24 protein-coding genes and 1 riboswitch are annotated in these 23,436 nt (G+C 46.4%); of the genes, 1 reads left to right on the top strand and 23 read right to left on the bottom strand.

Annotation, left to right across the window (positions count from 1 at the left end):
- Positions 1-148 precede the first annotated feature (148 nt).
- From scpB to NLX73_RS03760, 18 genes are all read right to left on the bottom strand, one after another.
- Entirely contained in the window at positions 149-760 is a 612-nt protein-coding gene (scpB, locus tag NLX73_RS03845) for an SMC-Scp complex subunit ScpB (RefSeq protein ID WP_013310766.1), read from the bottom strand.
- Positions 729-1,523 carry a segregation and condensation protein A gene (locus tag NLX73_RS03840; protein WP_029517304.1) on the bottom strand — a complete coding sequence of 265 codons (795 nt, stop codon included), beginning with the start codon at positions 1,521-1,523 and terminating at the stop codon, positions 729-731. Before NLX73_RS03840 ends, scpB begins: the two co-directional genes overlap by 32 nt.
- Positions 1,524-1,696: 173 nt before the next feature.
- Positions 1,697-2,161, bottom strand: a complete 465-nt coding sequence (gene ribH, locus NLX73_RS03835; RefSeq protein ID WP_023989205.1) for a 6,7-dimethyl-8-ribityllumazine synthase — start codon at positions 2,159-2,161, stop codon at positions 1,697-1,699.
- A gap of 79 nt (positions 2,162-2,240) precedes the next feature.
- On the bottom strand, positions 2,241-2,924 hold the full coding sequence (gene ribB / locus NLX73_RS03830; RefSeq protein ID WP_029517303.1) for a 3,4-dihydroxy-2-butanone-4-phosphate synthase: 684 nt from the start codon (positions 2,922-2,924) through the stop codon (positions 2,241-2,243).
- 60 nt (positions 2,925-2,984) lie between these two features.
- Complete coding sequence (ribE, locus tag NLX73_RS03825) at positions 2,985-3,650, bottom strand: riboflavin synthase (protein WP_165177259.1); 666 nt, start codon at positions 3,648-3,650, stop codon at positions 2,985-2,987.
- 330 nt (positions 3,651-3,980) lie between these two features.
- A riboswitch (FMN riboswitch) is annotated at positions 3,981-4,154 on the bottom strand.
- 68 nt (positions 4,155-4,222) lie between these two features.
- A complete protein-coding gene (locus NLX73_RS03820) occupies positions 4,223-4,690 on the bottom strand; it encodes an IDEAL domain-containing protein (protein ID WP_013310772.1) in 468 nt (155 codons plus the stop codon).
- A 219-nt stretch (positions 4,691-4,909) separates the two neighbouring features.
- The gene (locus tag NLX73_RS03815; RefSeq protein ID WP_103048709.1) at positions 4,910-7,198 is read right to left on the bottom strand and encodes a thiamine pyrophosphate-dependent enzyme; all 2,289 of its coding nucleotides are present in this window, start codon (positions 7,196-7,198) and stop codon (positions 4,910-4,912) included.
- Positions 7,198-8,211: a 2-oxoacid:acceptor oxidoreductase family protein gene (locus NLX73_RS03810; RefSeq protein ID WP_254325392.1), complete on the bottom strand. Its 1,014-nt coding sequence runs from the start codon at positions 8,209-8,211 to the stop codon at positions 7,198-7,200. Before NLX73_RS03810 ends, NLX73_RS03815 begins: the two co-directional genes overlap by 1 nt.
- A 251-nt stretch (positions 8,212-8,462) precedes the next feature.
- Positions 8,463-8,897, bottom strand: coding sequence for a peptidylprolyl isomerase (locus tag NLX73_RS03805; protein WP_013310775.1), 435 nt, complete (start codon positions 8,895-8,897; stop codon positions 8,463-8,465).
- A 161-nt stretch (positions 8,898-9,058) separates the two neighbouring features.
- The gene (gene lysA, locus NLX73_RS03800; protein WP_254325391.1) at positions 9,059-10,426 is read right to left on the bottom strand and encodes a diaminopimelate decarboxylase; all 1,368 of its coding nucleotides are present in this window, start codon (positions 10,424-10,426) and stop codon (positions 9,059-9,061) included.
- 110 nt (positions 10,427-10,536) lie between these two features.
- The gene (locus NLX73_RS03795) at positions 10,537-12,219 is read right to left on the bottom strand and encodes a spore germination protein (protein WP_254325390.1); all 1,683 of its coding nucleotides are present in this window, start codon (positions 12,217-12,219) and stop codon (positions 10,537-10,539) included.
- A 25-nt stretch (positions 12,220-12,244) separates the two neighbouring features.
- Positions 12,245-12,667, bottom strand: a complete 423-nt coding sequence (locus NLX73_RS03790) for a stage V sporulation protein AB (protein ID WP_039271000.1) — start codon at positions 12,665-12,667, stop codon at positions 12,245-12,247.
- On the bottom strand, positions 12,664-13,317 hold the full coding sequence (locus tag NLX73_RS03785) for a stage V sporulation protein AA (protein ID WP_039270998.1): 654 nt from the start codon (positions 13,315-13,317) through the stop codon (positions 12,664-12,666). Before NLX73_RS03785 ends, NLX73_RS03790 begins: the two co-directional genes overlap by 4 nt.
- A gap of 176 nt (positions 13,318-13,493) precedes the next feature.
- Positions 13,494-14,249 carry an RNA polymerase sporulation sigma factor SigF gene (sigF, locus tag NLX73_RS03780; protein WP_023989213.1) on the bottom strand — a complete coding sequence of 252 codons (756 nt, stop codon included), beginning with the start codon at positions 14,247-14,249 and terminating at the stop codon, positions 13,494-13,496.
- A gap of 11 nt (positions 14,250-14,260) precedes the next feature.
- Positions 14,261-14,716 carry an anti-sigma F factor gene (gene spoIIAB / locus NLX73_RS03775; RefSeq protein WP_013310781.1) on the bottom strand — a complete coding sequence of 152 codons (456 nt, stop codon included), beginning with the start codon at positions 14,714-14,716 and terminating at the stop codon, positions 14,261-14,263.
- Positions 14,713-15,066 (bottom strand): anti-sigma F factor antagonist, encoded by a 354-nt coding sequence (gene spoIIAA, locus NLX73_RS03770; RefSeq protein WP_013310782.1) that lies wholly within the window; start codon positions 15,064-15,066, stop codon positions 14,713-14,715. The genes spoIIAB and spoIIAA overlap by 4 nt, the downstream gene beginning before the upstream one ends.
- A 96-nt stretch (positions 15,067-15,162) precedes the next feature.
- A complete protein-coding gene (locus tag NLX73_RS03765) occupies positions 15,163-16,356 on the bottom strand; it encodes a D-alanyl-D-alanine carboxypeptidase family protein (protein ID WP_061829243.1) in 1,194 nt (397 codons plus the stop codon).
- Positions 16,357-16,569: 213 nt separating this feature from the next.
- The gene (locus tag NLX73_RS03760; protein WP_254325389.1) at positions 16,570-18,213 is read right to left on the bottom strand and encodes a glycoside hydrolase family 55 protein; all 1,644 of its coding nucleotides are present in this window, start codon (positions 18,211-18,213) and stop codon (positions 16,570-16,572) included.
- A 204-nt stretch (positions 18,214-18,417) separates the two neighbouring features.
- Between NLX73_RS03760 and NLX73_RS03755 the strand changes: the two genes are divergently transcribed.
- The gene (locus NLX73_RS03755) at positions 18,418-19,629 is read left to right on the top strand and encodes an O-antigen ligase family protein (protein ID WP_254325388.1); all 1,212 of its coding nucleotides are present in this window, start codon (positions 18,418-18,420) and stop codon (positions 19,627-19,629) included.
- Positions 19,630-19,753: 124 nt separating this feature from the next.
- Here the strand turns inward: NLX73_RS03755 and NLX73_RS03750 are convergent, their stop codons facing one another.
- From NLX73_RS03750 to spoIIM, 5 genes are all read right to left on the bottom strand, one after another.
- Positions 19,754-20,578, bottom strand: a complete 825-nt coding sequence (locus tag NLX73_RS03750; RefSeq protein WP_209947348.1) for a purine-nucleoside phosphorylase — start codon at positions 20,576-20,578, stop codon at positions 19,754-19,756.
- Between the two features lie 72 nt (positions 20,579-20,650).
- Positions 20,651-21,595 (bottom strand): site-specific tyrosine recombinase XerD, encoded by a 945-nt coding sequence (xerD, locus tag NLX73_RS03745; RefSeq protein WP_254325387.1) that lies wholly within the window; start codon positions 21,593-21,595, stop codon positions 20,651-20,653.
- A gap of 105 nt (positions 21,596-21,700) precedes the next feature.
- Entirely contained in the window at positions 21,701-21,943 is a 243-nt protein-coding gene (locus tag NLX73_RS03740) for a YqzK family protein (RefSeq protein WP_061829247.1), read from the bottom strand.
- 166 nt (positions 21,944-22,109) lie between these two features.
- Positions 22,110-22,607: a ferric iron uptake transcriptional regulator gene (gene fur, locus NLX73_RS03735; protein ID WP_039270985.1), complete on the bottom strand. Its 498-nt coding sequence runs from the start codon at positions 22,605-22,607 to the stop codon at positions 22,110-22,112.
- Between the two features lie 99 nt (positions 22,608-22,706).
- Positions 22,707-23,360 (bottom strand): stage II sporulation protein M, encoded by a 654-nt coding sequence (spoIIM, locus tag NLX73_RS03730; RefSeq protein ID WP_023989222.1) that lies wholly within the window; start codon positions 23,358-23,360, stop codon positions 22,707-22,709.
- Positions 23,361-23,436 lie beyond the last annotated feature (76 nt).

The raw sequence follows: 23,436 nt of genomic DNA, 5'->3' as shown, positions 1-23,436 counted from the left end.
TTTTGCTATAAATATCATGGCAAAAATAGTATGACCGTTCGCCGGAAAATCATGCATCTTAAAATACCAACAGCCAGCCCCTAACTACTTGAGGACTGGCTGTCTATTTGAAATTATACATAAGTGAGCTGCAAGATCCGGATGAACTTTATTGGGATTCAAGATCCAGATCGTTGGCTGCAGGCTGGCTGCTCTCCAGACGCTCGAACAATAATTGAGTCTCTTCCTCCAAATTGTCCGAATCTTCGAACAACTCCGGTTGTGGTAGATCTGCCAAAGAGCCCAGACCGAAATAATCCAAAAATGATTTCGTCGTTCCGTACAATATTGGCCGTCCGATGGCTTCAGCTCGACCTTTCTCTTCAATGAGCTCCTTGTTGACCAGTGTATGTATGGCCCGCTCGGATTTGACACCCCGAATCTCTTCGATTTCAACTCTTGTAATGGGCTGGCGGTAGGCCACAATGGCCAGCGTCTCCAAAGCAGCTTGAGACAGTGAGGCACGTGCCGGAGAGTATGCGAGCTTTTCAAAGTAAGGTGCATGTTCGGATAAAGTTGCAAGCTGATAATGACCGGCAATACGGACAAGTTGCAGGCCTCTTCCTCCCTGCTCCATGTCCTGCTTCATATCTTCCAGGCACTGTTCAACCAGCTCTTGCTGCTGCTCTACAATGTCGGCGATCTGCTTGGTGGACAACCCTTCCTCTCCTGCGAGAAACAGCAGTCCCTCAATAATTGATTTCAGCTTCAGATAATCCATTAACCCGTAAATCCCCTCTCCACTCCATTACAATATCATCGAAAAGCTTCTCCTGATAACAGAAAATTTGTTTCATTTTCATCAGTTCAAGGATAGCCAAAAAGGTCACAACCACTTCATGCCGATACATATCCTCATGCATCAGCTTGGAGAACAGCAGACGCCCTCCATTCCCCACCATCTCTAAAGCTCCGATAACTTGCCGGATACGGTCCTTGACTGAAATTTCGTCCCGATGAACACGAGTTACCGTCGTACGTCGTTCTGCTTTGCGCAAAGCACGCTGAAAGGCCGCGACCAAATCGCTTGCATGCAGCCCATGCACCGGATTTACGGGTTCAGTAGGCAGGAATGCGCTTAGATCTTCTGGCTCCTTGCCATAAATTAGACTCCGCTCCCACTCACGTTCACTTAGATGGCGAGCAATCCCTTTATATTTACGATACTCCACCAGCTTGCGGACCAGTTCCTCACGTGGATCATAATCCTCTTCCTCATAAAAATCCAAATCGTCATATTCCATCACAGGTGGCTTGGGAAGCAACAATTTACTCTTAATAGATAAGAGCGTCGCCGCCATCACCAGAAACTCGCTCGTAATGTCCAGTTCCAGCTCCTGCATACTGTGCAAAAAAGCCATATACTGATCAGTAATATCGCTAATCGGGATATCCTGAATGTCGATCTCGGCTTTATCAATCAGATGCAACAGTAGATCCAGCGGACCCTCGAATGTTTCCAGCTTGTAATTTACGACTGTCAATGTGCTTCCCCCTGCCTTACTCCAATCATCATTCAACAATACCTTTCCCTATAGCACTTATGCTCTACGTTATCAATCCCTCTTTCTGTAGTATATACGTCATCGCCTTGCTTAACAATCCAATCCCTTTTTCACCTTGCAGTTTATAGCGTTCTATTCAGCTATACCTATAATTAAAATTGCTTGCCGAGATTGGCCATTTCAATCGCAGCCAATGCAGAATCCCAACCTTTATTACCAGCCTTCGTACCTGCTCGTTCAATAGCCTGTTCAATGTTTTCTGTAGTCACTACACCAAAAATAACGGGCACTCCCGTTTTCAGGCTGCTCGCTGCCACACCCTTGGCCACTTCATTGCAGACGATATCATAATGTGAAGTAGAACCACGGATGACCGTACCCAGCGTAATTACGGCATCATATTTACCGCTTGCAGCCATTTTTTGTGCAATCAGTGAAATTTCAAATGCACCCGGAACCCAAGCTACATCAATTTCATCTTCCTGTGCACCATGTCGTTGAAGTGCGTCAATTGCGCCGCTTAACAGCTTGCTCGTAATAAACTCATTAAATCTACCTACCACAATACCATATTTTAAACCGTTCGATACGAGATTACCTTCTAGAAAACGTGCCATGTTTAATCAACCTCTCTTAGTTTAATTATTTAGGGACTTCGGACAATACTTCAGATTTACTTGGAACCGAGATGTATTTTTACAATGACAAACGACGACGGTAGTCCACCAAATGCTGAATACTGATCAGCTTCAATTGATGTCGCTTGGCGACCACTGCCAGATCAGGCAAGCGGGCCATTGAGCCATCTTCCTTTATAATTTCGCAAATGACCCCAGCAGGCTTGAAGCCACTGAGTCGGGCCAGATCAACAGCCGCTTCAGTGTGACCAGCACGCTGCAATACACCACCATCGCGAGCAATCAGCGGGAACATGTGACCAGGCTTGCGGAAATCACTGCCTGTGACTGCTTCGTCTGCCAAGGCGCGTACAGTCAAGGAGCGCTCGGCCGCTGAAATACCCGTTGTTGTCTCCATATGATCTACCGATACCGTAAAGGCAGTACCGTGGAAATCTGTATTTTGCTCTACCATAGGATGCAATTCCAAGGCCTCGGCTCTTTGTCGTGTGATTGGTACACAGACCAACCCACGACCTTCTGTAATCATGAAATTAATGACCTCAGGCGACGCTTTTTCAGCCAAAGCGATAAAATCGCCTTCATTTTCGCGCTGTTCATCATCCACTACAATAACGACTTTACCGTTTTTTAAGTCCTCCAACGCTTCTTCGATGGAATCCAAACGAATCTCTTCGTCATGTTCCAACTCGCCATGCTCTATGACGTTTGCCATTGCACTTGTTTGGCTACCTCTATCCATAACACTTTCCTCCTTATGTCTTGTGCCACGAATGCTCCTAAACAGGTTTACCCTTCAATATCAGGCAAAGCCGTGTTTCGCCAAATAGTCCAAACTGAGAGGAGCTTCTTCTACTCTCTCCGCCTCCGCTGCACCTCTGTAATTTAAAAGCTGTTCTACATATTTGCCCAAAATATCGCATTCGATATTGACGGTATCTCCCTCACGTTTGGCTTGTAAGGCCGTTTCGGATAAGGTGTGGGGAATAATGGATACGGCAAAGGTATCTCTCGTACGCTGTGCGACTGTGAGGCTGATACCATCAATTGTGATTGACCCTTTGAGAAGAATATATTTAAATAATGTTTGATTTTTAGGCTCAATTTCGAACACAACTGCATTCTGATCTGATGTTACCCCGCGAATCGTTCCCGTCCCGTCCACATGTCCTTGCACGATATGTCCTCCGAACCTTCCGCTCGCCGCCATCGCTCGCTCCAGGTTGACTCGGCTGCCTGATCTCAACTCTTTCAGATTACTGCTGCGAAAGGTTTCTGGCATCACATCAACCTTAAAGTCTTTCGTACCGATCTGTATCGCCGTCAGGCAAACGCCATTCACTGAGACACTGTCTCCTATTTTCAAATCGCCCAACACCACGGAACCCGAAATCCCCAGCACCATCGCTTCACCGCTTTTGGAAATAGTTTGAATGCGACCCACTTCCTCGACCAATCCGGTAAACATGCCTTCACTCCTTTCCACTACATTCAGTTTATCCCTAATTCATCAGCTATAAGCGCAAAAAACCCCCAGTTCGGATTCAATCCGTCATGGGGGTGATGAGAGTCACATTTGTAGTATACAAGCGCAGTTCATATGCATCTTAAGACGACATGAAATCATAGGTTTGCCAATAGAAAGCATGACTGAGGATACAACCAAATACGCTCAGAACACCCATCAAAAAGAAAGCTTAAGCAAGCTATCGCCCGATGCTGTCCTACAACGAAATAAGCTGTACGCACAATTGGGTATGCTAAAAATCGGCACATGTCACGTCATGCACATGCGCTTCGTATCCTTCTCCCATCCAGACTATACTGTCGGTCCCGGATTTGCACCAGGTCCACCTTCTGCCGATCATTCAGCATCCGGGTCACGGACTAAGTCATGCTGTTTCTCACAAAAACGGTCCACAAACATGTCATCACCGCCGGTGGGGAATTTCGCCCCGCCCCGAAGGATCTTGCTCTTATTTAATTGAATTAACATTAAACTTGTTACGTATATTAGCACCGACTTCTAAAAAAAGCAAGTTATCTAATAGAAGCTCCTGCTTTGGTTTTGACATATTGGCTGGAGAGTTCTTCAAACCAGGTTTTATCATTCATATGAAGCGCCAAGTCAATCAGATCGGCCAGTTCCTCGACTCCCAACTCTGTTGCATGATCAAAGGTAATTACGGCTGAAGCAACCGGTCCCCGTCCTTCCTCAGAACATGCTTCATAATCCAGTCGCACATCAACATGTCCGTCAATAAACTCGCATTTCAGAAAATAAATAATTTCGCACATTAAAATGGGGCGTACCTGTGTTTCTAACACGCAATCCATCACCTTGGCAGAATAATGCTGGTTCGTCAGCGTGAATTTGTGTTCTGTCGCTGCCAACGATGCCCGTCCAAAATCATCCGTAAACTTTAGCTCCACTGGCTTGATGTTCATAACCTTAGGGATCTGCTTCTTTATAATTTCGATTATTTCAACTGTATTCAGCTTAATCATTACCTGCACCTCATTGCATCTTAAAATTCAGAAGAAAACTTTTTAACGTGCCTCTTATAGGCCTCCACTCCTATATCGGAAATCATTACCTGTTTTTTTATGCTTCAACCCATAAACGACAAAAAAGATTCTTTGCGCAATAAACGCAAAGAATCTTGATTGAACCACTACAGTAACAGCGGCTAACAATGTTAATCGATGATTATGCAAAAAACGTAATTATAGCTCTGAAATTTCATGTTTCTTTTTCAGGATAGTCCAGCGACGCTCAATCTCCTGCTCAAAGGTAGCCAGCGTAGCCTCCTCCTTGAGAAGATGCTTCGTTTTACCCATTAATTTCAACCATTCAGCAGCTGGAATCCGTTTTCCCTTGTCTTCCGGATTGTACGTAATCGTCGTACTGCCTTGCTCTATTTCGTACAAAGGAAAGAAACAAGACTCGACTGCAGCGCCCACAATGCTGGTGCCCAGTCTATCTTCGGATTTCCAATTCAGCGGGCAGGCGCACAGGATCTTACCATAGGCCGTACCCACGTTGTTCGCATACCATTGAGCCTTGGCTGCTTTGCGCAGCATATCCTGCGGATGACTTTCAGCTGCTGTAAAAGCATACGGAATGTTACAAGCAGCCATGATTTGCACGGTATCCTTGTGATGTCCTTGCTTTCCTTTTTGCATTTTCCCTACACCCGACGTACTGGTCATGTGACCAACCGGAGTGGAGTATGATTGCTGTGAACCTGTATTCATGTACCCTTCGTTATCATATTCCAACATGATCAGCTTATGATTACGCAGAGCCGCACCAATCGCAGAACCCATACCTATATCCATCCCACCGTCACCACTGATCATGATAAAGGTCGGATCGTCCGACATTTCAATTTCATTACGGCGCTTCATTTCCATATAAGCTTCCAGCGCTCCTGAAAGTGTAGCGGCCCCGTTTTGAAAAAGATTGTGGATCATCGGTTGTTTGTGTGATGTATAGGGATACCCTGTCGTCGTCACATAAACGCAGCCTGTCTGGAACAGCACGACAATATCCCCTTCAATACCTTTGAAAAACAGTTCCAGCGCAGACAATGCCCCACATCCTGGGCAAGCCCCGTGACCTGGTGTAAGACGGCGTGGTTTGGTTGTCAACGACCGCAGGGGTGGCACCTTGACTTTGAGCTTCCCGGTCGCCTCGTCCGGCGTAACCTGAATGAGGCCCGTACGGTATGCATTGCCACGTGGCGGCTGCATAACTTGCGGCATCACTTTGTCCGGTGAACCCGGATTAATTCCGTAATAATCAAAGGGCTTCTCCGCTCGTCCAGCCTCTGCCGCCTCAATCGCAAGCTGGAAGAACGCCTCTGCATCTTCCGCATAAAAATCCTTGCCGCCCAAGCCAAAAATACGGCTCAACACGAGTGTCCGATTCAGTGGGTCCTCCTGCAAGGCCGCCTTAATTTCATGCGTTAAATTCCCGCCGTCTGCCCCATACGAGTCTGCACGTTCACCTACCAGCAGCGCCTTGACATCACGTAAGGCTTCCCGCAGTTGTGCGGCTGGGAACGGTCGGATGATATTCGGACGTATCACACCAGCTTTAATCCCGCGCGCACGGAGTTGATCCGCCACATCCTTAGCCGATTCAGCCGCCGAATTCAACAGGAATACCGCGACCTCAGCATCCTCCATTTGATACAGATCTAAAATCGGGTATTCCCGACCGGATAAAGCGGCATATTCTGCTGCTACCTGCTCATATACTCCTTCTGACAGCTTCAGTGCTTCGGACAGCTGAACATGATTATTCGTCAGGTCATCACCGTTCATATGCGCGCCTACGGTAACAGGATGATCAAAATCAGTAATATTCGGATAATTTAAGTTCGGGTTAGGACCTACAAAACCGCGCACGGTCTCAGCATCTGCAAAATATTGCACTTTACGTTTTTGATGGGACGTATAAAAACCGTCATATGCAACCATTACAGGTAGCCGAACATCGCTATGCTCTGCGATTTTTAGTGCCATGATGTTCATATCATACACAGCCTGTGGTGTACTTGCCGTCAAAATGACCCAGCCTGTATTCAAACCATAGTACAGGTCCGAATGATCCCCGCGAATATCCAGGGGACCACTGACAGCTCGTGTCACCAGATTCATAACCATTGGAAAACGGGTACCTGACTGAACAGGTAACTGCTCCAGCATGTACAGGAAACCTTGCGAACTAGTGGCGTTCACAACCCTCGCTCCCGCTGCGGCAGCTCCATAACAAATCCCTGCCGATCCGTGTTCTCCGTCTGCTGCAACCAGCTTAATATTATGCTGACCTCTCGTTCTCATCTGATCCAAATACTGCGCTACCTCAGTAGATGGAGTAATCGGGAAATATCCCATCATATGATAATTAATCTGCGCAGCCGCCGTAGCTGCCATTTCATTACCGGATTCGAACGTTGTCACTTGCGCGGCGCCTGTCTGTTTGAGTTCTTCCTCCAGTTTTGCCATTACGCACGCCCTCCTTCATATACCGGAAATTGGTGAGCAACTCGATTCTGTTCCGCCCATCCCCATTGCTCCCGACGCGAGCTTAATGCCCCCGATGGGCAAATATCTACACATTTCAGACATCCTTTGCAATACTGGTAATCAATCCCTTGCAAAAATGGCGTCATTCTTCCGCGTTTGTCTGCCTGCTCTTCCCATACAAAACAGTAATCCGGGCAAATCGAATCACACTTGGCACAATGGGTACATTTATCAGCTTCATATTCAGGCACATACCCCTGGCGTGAACCACTAACATCTCTCGTCATGCTGTTGCCCTGAGTCGCAATAACGCCCCCCAGTAGTTGCGTTTCGTATCCCAGCAGTGGCTGCGGACGTTCAAAGACCCGATCCTCTGCGTCATCAGTAACTGGATATACGTGCAGTTCCATTTCCTCGTACCCCCGGTTAAACGTACGGAGATTAGGTTCCACTAACAGTGGATTTTTCTTTTCAAAGGTACTGCGTATAACCGATCTCATCGCTTCCGGGTCCAGGAAATCACAGACACGGAACAAGGCACCGAGCATGGACGTATTTAGTTTGGTCCGCTCTTCCAGTGCGATGCCCATCGCATCCACCACCGCTAGTGTACCGGATACCAGTCCCAAATCAGCCCGTATTTCTTCTGCTGGACGCGTGGAATTAACCACTACAATCCCATCCGCTGGCAGTCCGCTGATTACATTTACCGTTTTGTATAACGTTTCATGGAAAATGCCTACCACATGCGGTTGCTCAATCGGACTGTGATCCCGAATATCGACCTCCGGCTCACAGAAGCGGACGAAGCTTTTAACCGGAGTTCCCTTTTTTTCCGAACCGTAGGACGAAAAATTTGAAGCATTCAGCCCCAGACCAAGCACCCCGGTTTCGGCCAACATTTTGCCAGCCAGATTAGCGCCGAGTCCACCAATGGATTCCAGCCGGATTTCAAAAAATCCGAGTCGATTTGTGCTCGTTAAAATAGACAATGTGATAAGCCCCCTTCTTTTCCAATCCTTACTGAGTTTGAATACTCATATAAAATAAATGGAAAATGCATTCTTATCGAAAGGCTATCACAACACTTACTTTTCGAATGTGATCTAACGCACTGTAATGCCTACGTGATTGCGAAAATCAATAAACCGTCAAACAAAAGACAACAAAAGCCGCCCTGTCCAAAGACAGAACGGCTTAGGTGCAACGCTATTTGAAAAAGATCATGTAATTAACGGTAAAATTACACGTCAAATACTTTAACCTCTTTCATTTTGTCGCCTTGTTTTACAGCATCAATGAATTCCATACCTTTGGTTACTTTACCAAATACAGTATGTACTCCATCTAAATGTGGTTGTGGAGCGTAGCAGATAAAAAATTGGCTGCCACCTGTGTTGCGACCTGCATGAGCCATGGACAGAACGCCTTTGGCATGCTTTGTTGTATTCGTAGCTGTTTCACAGTCAATCGTGTAACCAGGACCGCCTGTACCGTTACCGATTGGACAACCACCTTGAGCAACAAAGCCCGGAATGACACGGTGGAAGCTCAAACCGTTGTAGTAACCGCTGTTTGCCAGCTTTTCAAAGTTAGCAACGGTGTTTGGAGCTTCTTCTGGGAAAAAGTCAATTTCAACGATACCGCCGTTTTCAAGATCTATTCTACCTTTTTTCATTGTTTGTATCTCCTTTTCAACCTGTTTTGAGAACTAAATAACATCAAGTTCCAGTTTACTATGAATTGCCGCGCTTAGCAAAGTCTTGTCCAAAAAAAGAGCCATTGTCCCCGGTGTATTATTACCGACTCAATGGCCTGCTTGATCTTACAATTCTAAAATCAGGACGAAACGGTAATCTTGGCGTTGGGCTGAACCACTGGACTAGCTTGATCACGAATCAAGCGCTGTGGCACAACATCGTTGCGTACGATATCTTCGTAGGTTTCCCGACGCACTACCAACTCGGCCTCACCGTTGCTGACAAATACAACTGCTGGTCGACGTATTCGGTTATAATTACTCGCCATGGAGTAATTGTAGGCTCCGGTTGAGGCAACAGCGAGCAAATCGCCGCTATTTATACGAGGCAGCTCTACATCCCAAATCAGCATATCGCCGCTTTCACAGCATTTGCCCGCAATGGACACCGTCTCTTCGTTCGTATCCTGCGCTCGGTTAGCCAGCATCGCTTCATACTTGGCCTGATACAGTGCAGGGCGTGGATTATCTGTCATCCCGCCATCTACCGAGACATATTTACGTACCTGCGGAATATCCTTGATGCTTCCTACCGTATATAAGGTCGTGCCTGAATCGCCTACAATACTGCGTCCCGGCTCAATCCAAATTTCTGGAAGTTCATCGTAAAGTCCTGAAAAATAAGTTTTCACCGCTTCGCCGATAGCCTGTACATAGGTTGATACTTTCAGTGGTGTGTCCTCTTCTGTGTAGCGTATGCCAAATCCCCCACCCAGATTAATCACTTTGAAAGAAAACTGAAGCTGTTCCTTAATTTCTCTGGAAAAAGCTGCAACCCGTTCAGCAGCCATTTGGAAGCCATTCACTTCGAATATTTGCGAACCGATATGAGAATGTACCCCCAGCAGGTTAAGATGGTCTAGCTTGATAGCCTGTTCCACTGCTTGGCGTGCTGTACCGTTTCCAATGTCAAAGCCAAATTTCGAATCTTCTTGACCTGTGGCCATATATTCATGCGTATGCGCCTCAACCCCTGGTGTAACCCGCAGTAAGATATTCACCTGCTGTTCTTTCTCGGAGGCAAGGGCCTGCAACAAATGCAACTCCATTTCGCTATCGACGACGAAGCAGCCAATTTGCGCATCTAACGCCATTTCAATTTCTTCCGGTGTTTTGTTATTGCCGTGGAAATGGATTCGCTCTGCCGGGAACCCTGCTTGTAGCGCAGTAAACAATTCTCCACTGGAAACTACGTCAAGCGACATCCCTTCTTCAGCAGCTAAAGCGCACATCGCCATAACACAAAACGCTTTGCTTGCATAAGCGACTTGAAACTTCAATCCGGTTTCACGAAAAGCTTCTATATACTCCCGGCAGCGCCGGCGGACTAACTGTTCGTCAACAATATATAGCGGTGTGCCAAAACGCTCTTTCAAAAGTGTTGTATCACAACCGCCGATTTCCAAATGTCCATTGCTGTTAATTTTACTGCTTCCATGCAAATACATGTTCTGGCGCCTCTCTTTCTGGAACAAGCTAGTCATATTCCATCGAATGTTTACACCAGTATAGCAAAAAAAACATCAAGAACAATGGATTTTTATGCAGATCATTTATATTAATGCTCCTGTCCATTGCCTGAGTTCGAATCTGTGTCGGCATCCGTATGGGGCATACGCGTATTGTCCCTCGTTTTGTTAGATGACGGGCGGTTAGGTGCATCTAGTACAGGCATGCGGAACAAGATGGAAGCTAACGCTTTGGCATTAAAAGGAATGAACGGCCACAAATACGAAGAATTATATGACCGATGCAGCGTCAGCATCAAAATGATCAGTGTCGTACCCACGACAAAGCCCGGTACGTGAAAAATTGCAACAGCAACCAGCAGGAATAGTCGAATCAGTCTATTCGCCAGCCCTAGCTCGTAGCTCGGTGTTGCGAACATTCCTATGGCAGCGACAGCCATATACAGCACGACCTCATTCACGAAAAGTCCCGTCTGAACCGCTATGTCACCGACCAGAATGGCTGCGATCAAGCCCATAGCGGAAGCCAGTGGTGTCGGAGTATGCACAGCCGCCATTCGCATAAGATCGACCCCTAGTTCCACGATGATAAACTGTGCAATCAGCGGAAGATGTGCTTCCTTTTGAGGACCGATAAAATCGAGAAACGCCGGTTTTAATTCGGGATTGATGACCATTAGCAGCCACATGGGAAGCAGAAACATCGAGGCAAATATGCCTAAAAAACGTACCCAGCGCAAATAACTTCCCATAAAAGCAGTTTGCCGATTCTCTTCTGCATGCTGACACAAGTCAAAAAAAGTGGTAGGCAAGATCATCACGCTGGGTGAGGTATCGACGAAAATAACGAGCCTTCCTTCCATAATATGCGAAGCCACGACATCTGGTCGCTCCGAATATCGTACTAATGGATATGGATTCCAACCTTTATTGATAATCGTCTCCTCTAATTGCTTATCGGCCAGAGGAATACCATCCAAATTAACATTTTTAATTTTGTCTCGTACAGTATCCACCATCACCTTATCCACAATATCGTCAATGTAGCCCAAACATACGTCTGTTCGGGTTCGACGTCCGACCTGCATAGCCTCAAATTTAAGTCCTGGATCCCGCAAACGTCGGCGCACCAAACCTACATTTGTAAGCATTGTTTCAGTAAACCCGTCGCGGGCACCGCGCACAACCCGCTCCAAAGAAGGTTCCTCCGGACTACGCACCGGATAATTACGAGTATCCAGAATAAGGGAAAAACGTTCGCCTTCCATGAAAAAGGCACTCATCCCTGTCAGCACCTTGTTAATGACGACAGACATCTTATCTGTCTTCTCCACCTGAATATGTGGAATAAAATTTTCGAAATACGCTTGTAGTCCATCCGAAGAGAGATTATCCGGCGTCAGATAGGTGAGACGCTTTAGCACTTCAAGCATGATCTGATCTTTGGCAAAGGTATTTAGGAACAGATATCCGGTATGACGCCCACCCAGTGTCATTTCCCTGAATACAACATCAAAGGTCTCCCCCAAACCTAATACTGTTTCAAGTGTATTCTTATTATCCTTCATCCTCGGCGATATATCATCTTCGGCCTGCCAGTAGCGAACGGACTCCTCTACGTTATCAGACCGCTCACTCTCTTTTTTGTGTTTAAAACGTGCAGATTCCTGCGCCTGCTTTTCCTTCCATGGACTCAACTCTTCTCCGTCAGTATGATATTCCTTTCCGATTCCCCCGTCTTGATGTTGCTCTTGATCCGCTCTGTGATCCATATTTCTTGCCCCCTCGCTTTCGTTGTTAACGGTTGTATACAAACCAGTCAAATAAGGAACCCGTCACCTTGCCAAGCACCATTGCCATTAATAGGCCAAACATATACACGGTCATGTGGAGTCGCTTGGCGAGTATAGGCAGGAGATTCAATACCTCCGTTAAAGCCGCGGCGAGCAAACCAATAAACACTCCGCAAAATAACCCAGGTATCCATGTAAATATGCCCGGTAGTGGCAAGCAGATGTTCCAAAAATCGACCACAGTCCCCAGCACTGAACCTATAATCATTGCCTTTTCGTATGCACGTGATTTTTTATACGTACGGGTGAGTTGTGCTAATCGCGGCATGATATCCAGCACAATAAAAAAAGCAATTACACCGCTACCCACCGCAAGGCCCCCAGCAATACCTAAAATAATCTGAAGTGCAGCCTGTACAAATATCATGGTTTCTTATCCTTTGTGTGCAAACGGGCCATCTTTTCATACTCCTCTGCCACAACATACTGATCCACATTTTCCTGGTACAGATACATTTCCACCTCCAGCGGCGTCGGCTCCTCGTTCCAATTTTTCTTGAACAAGTGATTAAAAAAAACGATCATGCCAAAGCCGATGCCGATCGAGTAAGCAATTTGAAACAGGTACGGATGTTCATCTTTATGTCCCGTAATCATCTCCACAATCCGAACCTGTACCTCCATCATGCTAACGTCGGCATGAAAATTCATAATTGTCAGCGCAGAGCCAAAAAACAGAAGCACCCATACCAAAACAAACAGTATTTTGGACGGCTTACGGGGTTTCTCCACGAGTTCCACAAGTACATGTGGCTTCCCGAGAGATTCAACTACGACCCCCGGAATATGATCTCTAATTTTTGCTATGATCTGCAGCATGTCTATCAGTATCAGATTACCGTCCTGGTGCTGCGGGCGCTTGAGAACAAGCTCAAGCAGATCCTTTTCCCATTCAGGATTAGTCAGCAGATGGGCTACATCACCCAAATGTAAATCCTGCCCTTGTATCATGCGGACACGGCTGCGGAGCCGCAAGTAGACAATAGGAGCTACTGTAGGAGCCGGACTATGAGTCATCCGATCCCCTCCTTATCCTCGTAATTATCGATTAGTATGGAACGAAGCGAGGAAACCTATTCTGTGTATTGTCTTTTATCCCACGCAAAAAAGAGTACCCCAGGCCATTAAAATGGCTTTGGAATACCCTTTATAAATACGTAAGCATAAGGATTTCACTAAGATCCTGACTGTTATTATTGGGCAATCTGATCGCGGATCAGTTGTAAAATCTTTTTTTCCAGCCGTGATACCTGTACCTGAGAAATACCAAGCCGACTTGCAACCTCTGATTGAGTCTGATCCCGGTAATAGCGCAGGTACACAATCAACCGCTCCCGCTCAGATAGTCCGCCAATGGCTTCATTGAGTGCCAGCTTGTCGAACCACCTTTCTTGTGATTCGTCAGCAATCTGATCCATAAGTGTAATCGGATCACCGTCATTTTCGAACACCGTTTCGTGAATGGAGGTAGGCGGCTTATTGGCCTCCTGCGCAAAAACAACATCCTCCGGTGTCACTCCCAGCTCATCAGCAACTTCCTTGACTGTAGGCAGACGGTTGAGCCGTTTGGATAGCTCGTCTTTCATTTTGCGGACCTTATTGGCCGTTTCCTTCAAGGAACGGCTAACTTTGAGTGTACCGTCATCACGCAGGAACCGTTGAATCTCACCGATAATCATCGGTACTGCATATGTTGAAAATTTGACTTCGTAGCTGAGATCGAATTTATCCACCGATTTTAACAAGCCGATGCAACCAATTTGAAAAAGATCGTCAGGTTCATACCCCCGGTTCATAAAGCGCTGCACGACAGACCAGACGAGCCGGATATTACTATTGACCAGTGTCTCACGAGCCTCATTATCACCGGATTGACTCAGTGCAATAAGCCGCTTGACTTCCGCATCCTCCAAATAGCTGTGCGAAGTTTTTTTTCCTCCTGCTTCCATAGGATCAACTCCTAATTATATAAAGCTTTCTTGGATTCAATCCTTTTCTTCATCCGGACCGACGTGCCTCCGCCCGGCTCACTGACTGCTTCAAACTCATCCATGAAATTTTCCATAATCGTAAAGCCCATGCCGGAGCGTTCCAATTCAGGTTTGGACGTATATAGAGGTTGCTTGGCAAGTTCCAGATCCTCAATTCCTCGGCCTGCGTCCTCAACAACCAACGTAATCACGTCCGCTTCAATCCCGACTTTGATCGTTACGACACCTGACGGGTCGCTGTCATAACCGTGAATAATGCTGTTTGTCACCGCTTCAGACACCACGGTTTTCAAATCACTTAGCTCATCCATTGTGGGATCAAGCCTGGAAATAAATGCCGCGACAGCCACACGAGCAAATGCCTCATTCTCCGATTTGGCAGCAAACTGCAAGCTCATGAAATTGTTACCCGTGCCTTCTCTCATGACACTACCTCCAGTTCCGTGAGCGCATTTCCCTCGTTGTCATATATGGGCATGATTTTGAACAGCCCTGACATATCCAGCAGTCGGTGTACTGGCGGATTGACATCACAGACTGCCATTTTCCCGCCCTTTTGCTTGATCAGTTTGTACCGTCCCAAGATAACGCCAAGGCCGGAGCTATCCATAAACTGAAGGTTTTTCAGGCTGAGTACAATATGCTCGCATTGCCGACGCTGAATCGCCTCATCCATTTGCATACGGACCATGTCCGACGTATGGTGATCAAGCTCACCAGACAGCCTTACAATCAGTACCCCCCGGTGATGCTCCATTTCAATTTGCAGGTTCATGCTTACTCACTCTCCTCCCGGTCTTGGACAAGGATTTCTACGTAGCCGCAGACGATTCCTGCCCTCCGACAAAACTAGAAGAAAACCCCGTAAAATCTACAAAGAAAATAGGTTCGACATGGTACGTTTAAACAATTTCCACCATCCGGCCTTTTCAATAGCCACAGGCGAAGTGATATTAAACTCCTTAAGACGTTGTCCATCCTGATAGACGACCAGCTTACCGATTGGGTCACCAGCCCGGACAGGAGCTTTGAGGCTTGGGGCCAGTTGTAATTCATGACGCAACGTTTGTTTGTTGCCACCTTTTTTCACCAACACGCTGTAAGAACGCTCAGCCTGAATTTTCAGCTCTGGCAATACGCCTTTTTCAACTTTTACACTACCCAGCAATTCACCCGGCTTGTATATGGATTTCATTGTATATTGAGAAAACGCATAGTCGAACATGGAAGATACTTCATTGTTGCGTATCTTCGTATTCGGCTCCCCAAGCACGACAGCTACGACACGCAAGCCATCACGCTTCGCAGTAGCGGAAAGACAGAACTTTGCTTCTCCCGTATAGCCTGTTTTCAGCCCGTCTGCTCCAGTATAGAAACGGACAAGCTTATTCGTATTCACCAGCCAAAAGGGTTTTACCGAGGATTTGCGCAAATAGTCCTGATAGGCTCCCGTATATTTCGTAATTTGCGGGTATTTCAACAACTCCCGGCTCATAACCGCAATATCATGCGCAGAAGAATAGTGATTCTCGACAGGCAAACCGTTGCAATTGGCAAAATGGGTATCCTTAAGCCCGAGCTGCTGCACCTTGGCGTTCATCATGTCGACAAAAGCCTGCTCAGACCCTGCAATTTTCTCAGCCATCGCCACAGAAGCGTCGTTGCCGGAAGCCATCGCGATTCCCTTCAGCATCTCATCGACCGTCATTTCTTCTCCCGGCTCCAAGAAAATTTGCGAGCCCCCCATTGAAGATGCATATTCGCTGGCACGAACTTTATCGGTCAGCTTAAGCTTGCCATCCTGAATGGCCTCCATGGTCAGCAACATCGTCATAATCTTGGTGATGCTCGCTGGAGGAAGCTTTTCACGACTGTTTTTTTCATAGATGACTGTGCCCGTATCTGCATCCATCAGGATCGCCGAGAGAGCCTGGGGAGCTAGCTCAGCCGCTGATCCCTCTTTGGTTTTGCTTTCAGGTATGCTTTCTTCGGCCCAACCGCCGACAGGGACGGCAGTCAAGGCTACCAGGCAAGCCAGGATGAACGCCACCACTTTTTTCTTCACAATCGGTTCCCTCCTCAACATATTGGCGTAAAGCACCGGAGCCCATTTACTTAACCCTCCGGCCTATTCGCGTGCTGCTAACCATTGTCGTCAGAATGAAAGAAAAATATTCCATATGGACAAAAACATCAAATAGCACCAAGCTGAGTCAGCATGGTGCGCATTTTCCAATATATAAAACGACAGAACATCTATCGTCTGTGAAATAATGGTTTAAATTCGGCTTACGGTGAGATATGTGATACCGCCACCCGGTAAAATATCCATTGTATTTTGACTAAACACCCGTATATCAATAAAAGAATTCGCTTCCAGTCTAAGTTCCATTGCTCCACTCAATGCACTATAGTTCTGTCCGCCGATAACCCTATCATCGAGATAGGCATAGGCGGAGCTCCCGGTAAGCTGCTCATCATTCAGGTGAAGTGCCAGCCGTGTGCGATTACCATCCACTTGAGGATCGGTCGAAATGTAAACTTGTATTCTGTATTTCCCAGCTCGCTTGGCTCGCCATCGGCTATTCGCCGCGTCGAATTCAATCAGCTCATCATGGTTGATTTGATTGAACTTTACCTTCTGCCAGCTACCTGCAGGAAGATTTTGCCTTGCTCCCAAGTAGGCTTTAACAAAGGTTTCGTCCAAATGTTCAATCCCGTTGTTCGAGTATTTCTCGACCAGCAGCAAAGCCTGCCCTGTCCCATTGTTCTCGTCATAACGATTATTGCTATAGCTAAAATCCAAATGTGAGCGAAGTGTCACCTGCTGTGTGGAAGAGCTACCAGAGAAAGAAATAAGCTGCTTTAGATTACGGGGATACCCTCCCACCTCGTCCACCAAAACTTTTTTGCCAATGACCACATCCACAAAATAGTTACATACGGATTGGGTGTCATCGAATTTGTCCGCTATCGCTAAAATGGAGTCACGCAAGGCCACATTTTTCGTTTCTTTGGTAGCACCAATTTGAATAAAAGAAGGCACTGTCATCTTATGCTCTCTGCTTAGTCCCTCAAACCAGCAACCTATAAATTCAGCGTTCATAAAATCATTAATTAGAATGGGAATATCATTGGAACTCCCATCCTTAATGTGCTGGCTAGCCAAAAATCTGGCTCCGTTGGAGCTGTTCAGATCCAATGCCGTATCGTTCCCCAATGTAAAAAGCGCTATGCTAGTAAACTGTGAACTTCTATTCTGTAAGTGAATCCCTGTTTTATTGTAATTAATCTCCGTGCATTTAAATAAATTCACATCACTTTCGTAGCCCCAAAAAGCCGTTTCAAAATGCTCAATTAGGACGTTATCTAGGGCAACTCCGCCGCCCTTCCAATCCTGAATACCTAAAGTACCTTTGCCATAATATCCACGCTTCACCGACTGCGAAAACGGATTATTTAATGTAGCTCTGTCAGCCCCCTCGTACCGGATCGATAAGTCATGAAACTGCACATTTTGAAATCCGCTAAACGATGGTAGACTTTCATCTCCAATTTGAAAACAAGGACCCGTACCATAATATTCAATCGACGTAACACCTTTGCCTTGTCGGTATCTGCCCTTATGAATGCCAAAAATGCGCACACCCTGCTTGCGAATCTGTAGGGTAGAGGTTATTTTGTACCGTCCACTGGGGATGTGAAGAATGGAATAATCGGGGGTCTTATTAATCAACTCCTGCAAAGCTGCCGTGTCATCCTGAATACCATCACCAGCAGCTCCAAACCAACTTACGTTTACACTGCGTTCAATGAATTCTTTTTCAATGGTTTTAAAATTTTCATTTAATTGCTGCGGCGTTAAGTCTTTGCCTGTACCACTCAAATTCAACTTCAAACGGTCTGTAAAATGATCCGCCACCCGAACACCCCCAGGTTTAAAAACATAAAAAGTTCCTTTTCAACCAAGCCGAAGAATTCTTCATTTTCTTAGCATGGACTGAGTATATGCACAATAGGGCTTGCTCTAGGCTTGAGAAAAATGAAAATAAATATTTTATTATTATTGTACAAGAAGATACGTTTTGTATATTATAGATACATAATGTATCTAGGTGGTGAAATCGTGAAACATGTACTTACCGTAGCTGGTTTACTGGCTTTTTCGATTCCTTATGCTTGTCAGGGTTTGTCCCCCAGAGTTATCACGATTTCCCTGCTTATTCTGTTGTTCAGCTATACCATGCTACTACCTTCACTCAAGTCATTAATCGCAACCTTAATCGACAATCCGTTGCTGACTTTACTCATGCTGTACATCGCTGCCTCCTGTTTATGGGCTGAACAAGAGCAGACCTCTTCCTTGCTGATGGTTCTCAAATTTCTTGCCTTCTCTACCTTTGGACTCTATTTGGTCACCCATTATACAACACAAGGCTGCATTCGCCTCTTAGTCGTTACGTTAAGTATTTTGAGCATACTCAATCTACTCGCCGTTCTGCTCGTTCCCTCCTTTGCTATTCATGGTGGCGTAGAACATACTGGGCTATGGAAGGGCATCTCTGGTCATAAAAATACACTTGGAACTCTCTCTCTGTTAAGTTTTGTTTCACATGTTATTTACTTTTTCAGGGGTAAACATAAAGTTTTGCATATTGGCTTCATCTTACTCAATGCCTTATTGCTCATCGAGTGCCAATCTACCACCTCTTTGGTGCTGACATCTTCGCTCTTCGTATTTATATTGTTTATATTGCTATTCAAGAGAATCCGAAGCATTGCATTACGCGGTTTCTTCATTAGCTGTTCCTGCTTGTTCGTTCTTTTGGGTTTGGTATTCATCTTTACTTATGGAGATGCGATTGCGTCGGAATTTGGAAAAACAACAACTTTAACTGGAAGAACGGAAATCTGGCAGGGGATTGGTGGTGCTATTCAGAGCCATTACTGGTTCGGACATGGTTACGGCTCCTACTGGGCAGCCCGACCCAGTATCTATGCGAATGGAATTCGATTTGATCTGACAAGCAGCCATAGCGGTTTCCGAGATCTGTGGATCGATGTGGGCCTTACAGGACTACTGGCAACCATTACACTTGCCATAACCACTTTATTTAAATTCAGAATTGGTAAAGCAGATATGTATACATGGCTGACGGCAGCGGTTTTTTTCCTTTTTATCGTATTGAACAATATAACGGACAGCCGTTTCCTGAACTCGCTATCTATTTACTGGATTATTTTTATGGTTATTGTGATCAAGGTGCAAGAACGACATAAACTGGCTGTAGCAGAAAAAGCGAATTCAACTGCATTGAGCACACAGCCTCTTCATTAGGAGATCATACTCAGCTCAACCGCTGTATGTAAAAAAGAACCCCGTACCCACGCCAACAAAAGGCGTTCGGATACGGGGTTCTTGGGATATATGTCCACCGCTTCGGTTGAACATGATCCCCAATCTACATTTGTGGAATAATCGCTAGCACAAGTTTTAAAAATTGCTCACGTACCTTCTCTGCCGTCTCCATCACTTCACCATGGGACAAAGGTTGATCCAGAATGCCTGCGGCCATATTCGTGATACAGGAGAAGCCCAGTACCTCAATACCTGCATGACGGGCTACAATAACCTCAGATACGGTCGACATACCCACCGCATCTGCGCCCAGTGTACGCAGCATAACGATTTCAGCAGGCGTTTCATAGTTAGGGCCCAGCAATCCAGCATATACACCTTCTTGCAGGCTGAAGCCCTGTTGGTTAGCCGTTTGCTTAGCAATTTCACGCAAGCGGCGGCTGTACGCCTCCGACATGTCTGGAAAACGAACGCCCAGACCGGCATCGTTCGGTCCGATCAGCGGATTTTGTCCTGTCAGATTAAGATGATCCGAGATGACCATCAGATCGCCTGCTTCGTAGGAAGTATTTACACCACCTGCTGCATTCGTCACCAGCAGACTTTGAATCCCCAATTGCTTCATCACCCGAACTGGGAAAGCCGTCAGTTGCGGGCCATAGCCCTCATACATATGGAAGCGCCCTTTCATCATGACAACAGCGCGACCTTCAATCGTGCCTAACAGTAATTCTCCCTCATGACCTTCTACCGTCGATACAGGAAAATGGGGAATATCCTGATAAGGAATACTAATTCCATCCTGAATTAAATCGGCCAGAATACCGAGACCCGATCCCAGAATAAGACCAATCTCTGGACGTATTCCGCTTTTGGCACGGATATATTCTGCTGCTTCCTGAATTGTAGCTTGGTTGGCTGTTGACATTAGTATCTCTCCTGACTTGTACAATCGTAAAGTTATAGTCATTATCACATTTTCTATGAAAGTAAAGTATCGTTACGTTCGATCTTTGCTTTCATGAGAAGTGCGGTTGCCGCCGTGCGGGTGATGCTTTTCATATACTTCCTTCATATTCCGTCTTGCCGTCTGCGCATATACCTGCGTCGTTGACAGATCAGCATGACCCAGCATTTCCTGTACAGAGCGTAAGTCCGCTCCGCCCTCCAGCATATGTACCGCAAAGGAATGCCGCAGCGTGTGGGGCGTGATATCCTCGCTTATGCCTGCTTCCTGGCCGTACTTCTTGATCATTTTCCAGAAGCCCTGTCTACTGAGACGCTGTCCAGATACGTTCAGGAACATGGCTTCCTGCTCTACCTGAGCTTCTTCACCCTGCCCGGATCTCAGCAATAATAGACGCTGCTCGTCCATGTAGGCTTGTGCCCACTGTGATGCCTCACGGCTGATCGGTACAACACGCTCCTTGCCTGCCTCGCCGCCACAGTGCACAAAGCGCAGATCGGTGCGCACATCACGCACGTTAAGGGCAATCAGCTCCGATACGCGAATGCCCGTCGCATATAACAACTCCAGCATCGCCTTGTCTCGCACCCCTTGCGGGGCAGTCACATCTGGCGCGGCCAGCAAACGCTCTATCTCATCCTGCGTTAGCACCGAGGGCTTCTTTTTAGTCGCTTTAGGCAACTCCAGCAGAACGGACGGATCATGGATCGTAATTCCCTCCCGAATAAGAAAATGAAAAAAGGAGCGAATGGAGGCGACGCTACGTGATATCGTCGCCGCAGCTTTTCCCTGTTCCTTCAAATGGCCCAAATACAGTACCAGATGTGACCGTTGGACATTATCCGGCTGCTCAATACCACAGCTTTCTGCGAACTCGACAAACTGCTGTACGTCTCGTTGATACGCTTCCAAAGTGCTGCGCGACAAACCCTTTTCCTCTTCCATATATTGAGCGAAAGGTTGAATGTACATTTTCATGAGTTCCAAAAGTCTCCTTGTTCTGCATACAGCGGTTCAGTCTCAGCGTCTGCTTCTTCGTGTGCTGCCTTCATTTCATAAGCTCATCAAGACCGATTACTTAGACTATTCACCATACCAGTAAAAGAAACGTAAACGTTCCAACACTGCTATTCGATGCTCGGACCCTTCATTTACTTTTTGTCCGCCAAATACCTTAACTGCATGTCCTTCCGGTATTCGGTAATGATCTACAGGTGTTATCCAATCTGTAAACAGCCTGAGGCTAAGAAAGAACATACATGCCAGTACCCCGAACAAGATTACCAAACGCAGCCATTTTAGTCCTCTCCGCAACGATAGTACCATGTGGATCAGCCGCCTTTTCCCCAGAATATGGCCCTAATTAGGACTCTCTATGGAAGGGTATGACAAGCTATTCCTTTTTATACCGCTTAATCCCGAACAACAGATCCCGAACCAAAAAAGCTCTCCCGAACGCATCTTCGTCGGTGAGAGCTTGGGTAGTCAGCTTTTAGTCCTGAGATTTGTTTTTTTTGGATTTGCCCAAAGATTTCTGAGCGGTCGTATCGTTCTTCGCCTTACAACGATAACAAATACCGTGGAAGTCCAAACGATGATCCACTACGGTAAAATTATATTCCCGTTCCAGGCGCTCCTCCAATGGTCCAAGCCAATCTTCCAGTATTTCATCTACACTGCCACACTGCACACATATCAAATGGTGATGGTGATGTTTGGTTGTATCGCCGCGCAAATCATAACGCGCAACGCCATCACCAAAATTAATTTTCTCCACGACATGCAGTTCACTTAGCAGTTCTAGGGTACGGTATACGGTTGCCAGACCGATTTCGGGAGCTTTCTCTTTGACGAGCATAAATACATCTTCCGCACTCAGATGATCATCTTCGTTCTCAAGTAAAACTCTGACGGTGGCTTCCCGCTGAGGCGTTAGTTTGTAGCCCTGGGATTGTAGTTGCTGCTTAATTTTTTCGATCCGTGCTTCCATGTGTCTCCCTCCCCCTGCAAAGCTACTGCCTACTGCACTTTTTTCACTCCTATTATTATAGGGGGTCTATACAAATAAAGTCAAACATTTTGAAACGGATTAAGATGACACGGAAGCTGTCAGCATAGGAGTGACCCATTGCATCATAACCGGGGTGATCCAAGTTTCAAAGGACGCGCTACCAATAAGAAGCACCATCATCACAGCAGTCAATCCTGCGTAAGACAGCAACGGACGTAGCATTCCGTCTGACGGCCGGGTAGCGAGTATTTTGGTTTTGATCATATGGATGGAAAAAGTCATCGCAGCCACGCTGCAGACGAGCAGTACCGGAATCACGAGCAGGTTATGGGGAGCAACTGAAACCAAAGAAAATAGCAGTCCTTTCCACGAATATTGCCCCACCATATAACCTACTGAAAATCCGATTAGCACACCCTTGAGGAAATTCAATACAAGAATGCCCGGTAGACCAATAACCGAAAGACCACACACCCAAATTAGGCCGACCCATTTCAGATGTAAAGATACGCTATCCCAAAAGGTCGAGGCCGCCTGCGAATCAGCGAAGCCCTGTTCGTTTTGATTGACCGTTACAAAAAAATCCTTCAGGTAACGGGACAAATCCTGTAACTGCTCCAGCGAAAGCGCGTTTACCATAAGTGCGCCAAAGACGACTCCCACCAGAAACAGCACAGCCAAGAAAACATAATACGGCGTCTGATCCTTTAACGTATGACGAAACCATTGCATCGGCGTCCTGCCCCTTTCATCTGCTTGTTTGTCCAAAAAACAACCGTAATCCGACGGCTGATGGCTAGAAATGGGG

Source organism: Paenibacillus sp. CH40, assembly GCF_024213605.1.
In the GTDB taxonomy this organism is placed as follows: domain Bacteria; phylum Bacillota; class Bacilli; order Paenibacillales; family Paenibacillaceae; genus Paenibacillus; species Paenibacillus polymyxa_B.
This window is presented reverse-complemented; position numbering and strand designations above follow the sequence as displayed.

Excerpts from the sequence above, each read along its gene's own strand:
- scpB (WP_013310766.1), bottom strand. The coding sequence starts at position 760 with ATGGATTATCTGAAGCTGAAATCAATTATTGAGGGACTGCTGTTTCTC.
- ribH (WP_023989205.1), bottom strand. The coding sequence starts at position 2,161 with ATGGCACGTTTTCTAGAAGGTAATCTCGTATCGAACGGTTTAAAATAT.
- ribB (WP_029517303.1), bottom strand. The coding sequence starts at position 2,924 with ATGGATAGAGGTAGCCAAACAAGTGCAATGGCAAACGTCATAGAGCAT.
- ribE (WP_165177259.1), bottom strand. The coding sequence starts at position 3,650 with ATGTTTACCGGATTGGTCGAGGAAGTGGGTCGCATTCAAACTATTTCC.
- NLX73_RS03820 (WP_013310772.1), bottom strand. The coding sequence starts at position 4,690 with ATGATTAAGCTGAATACAGTTGAAATAATCGAAATTATAAAGAAGCAG.
- NLX73_RS03815 (WP_103048709.1), bottom strand. The coding sequence starts at position 7,198 with ATGGCAAAACTGGAGGAAGAACTCAAACAGACAGGCGCCGCGCAAGTG.
- NLX73_RS03805 (WP_013310775.1), bottom strand. The coding sequence starts at position 8,897 with ATGAAAAAAGGTAGAATAGATCTTGAAAACGGCGGTATCGTTGAAATT.
- lysA (WP_254325391.1), bottom strand. The coding sequence starts at position 10,426 with ATGTATTTGCATGGAAGCAGTAAAATTAACAGCAATGGACATTTGGAA.
- NLX73_RS03795 (WP_254325390.1), bottom strand. The coding sequence starts at position 12,219 with ATGGATCACAGAGCGGATCAAGAGCAACATCAAGACGGGGGAATCGGA.
- NLX73_RS03790 (WP_039271000.1), bottom strand. The coding sequence starts at position 12,667 with ATGATATTTGTACAGGCTGCACTTCAGATTATTTTAGGTATTGCTGGG.
- NLX73_RS03785 (WP_039270998.1), bottom strand. The coding sequence starts at position 13,317 with ATGACTCATAGTCCGGCTCCTACAGTAGCTCCTATTGTCTACTTGCGG.
- sigF (WP_023989213.1), bottom strand. The coding sequence starts at position 14,249 with ATGGAAGCAGGAGGAAAAAAAACTTCGCACAGCTATTTGGAGGATGCG.
- spoIIAB (WP_013310781.1), bottom strand. The coding sequence starts at position 14,716 with ATGAGAGAAGGCACGGGTAACAATTTCATGAGCTTGCAGTTTGCTGCC.
- spoIIAA (WP_013310782.1), bottom strand. The coding sequence starts at position 15,066 with ATGAACCTGCAAATTGAAATGGAGCATCACCGGGGGGTACTGATTGTA.
- NLX73_RS03750 (WP_209947348.1), bottom strand. The coding sequence starts at position 20,578 with ATGTCAACAGCCAACCAAGCTACAATTCAGGAAGCAGCAGAATATATC.
- xerD (WP_254325387.1), bottom strand. The coding sequence starts at position 21,595 with ATGAAAATGTACATTCAACCTTTCGCTCAATATATGGAAGAGGAAAAG.
- NLX73_RS03740 (WP_061829247.1), bottom strand. The coding sequence starts at position 21,943 with ATGGTACTATCGTTGCGGAGAGGACTAAAATGGCTGCGTTTGGTAATC.
- fur (WP_039270985.1), bottom strand. The coding sequence starts at position 22,607 with ATGGAAGCACGGATCGAAAAAATTAAGCAGCAACTACAATCCCAGGGC.
- spoIIM (WP_023989222.1), bottom strand. The coding sequence starts at position 23,360 with ATGCAATGGTTTCGTCATACGTTAAAGGATCAGACGCCGTATTATGTT.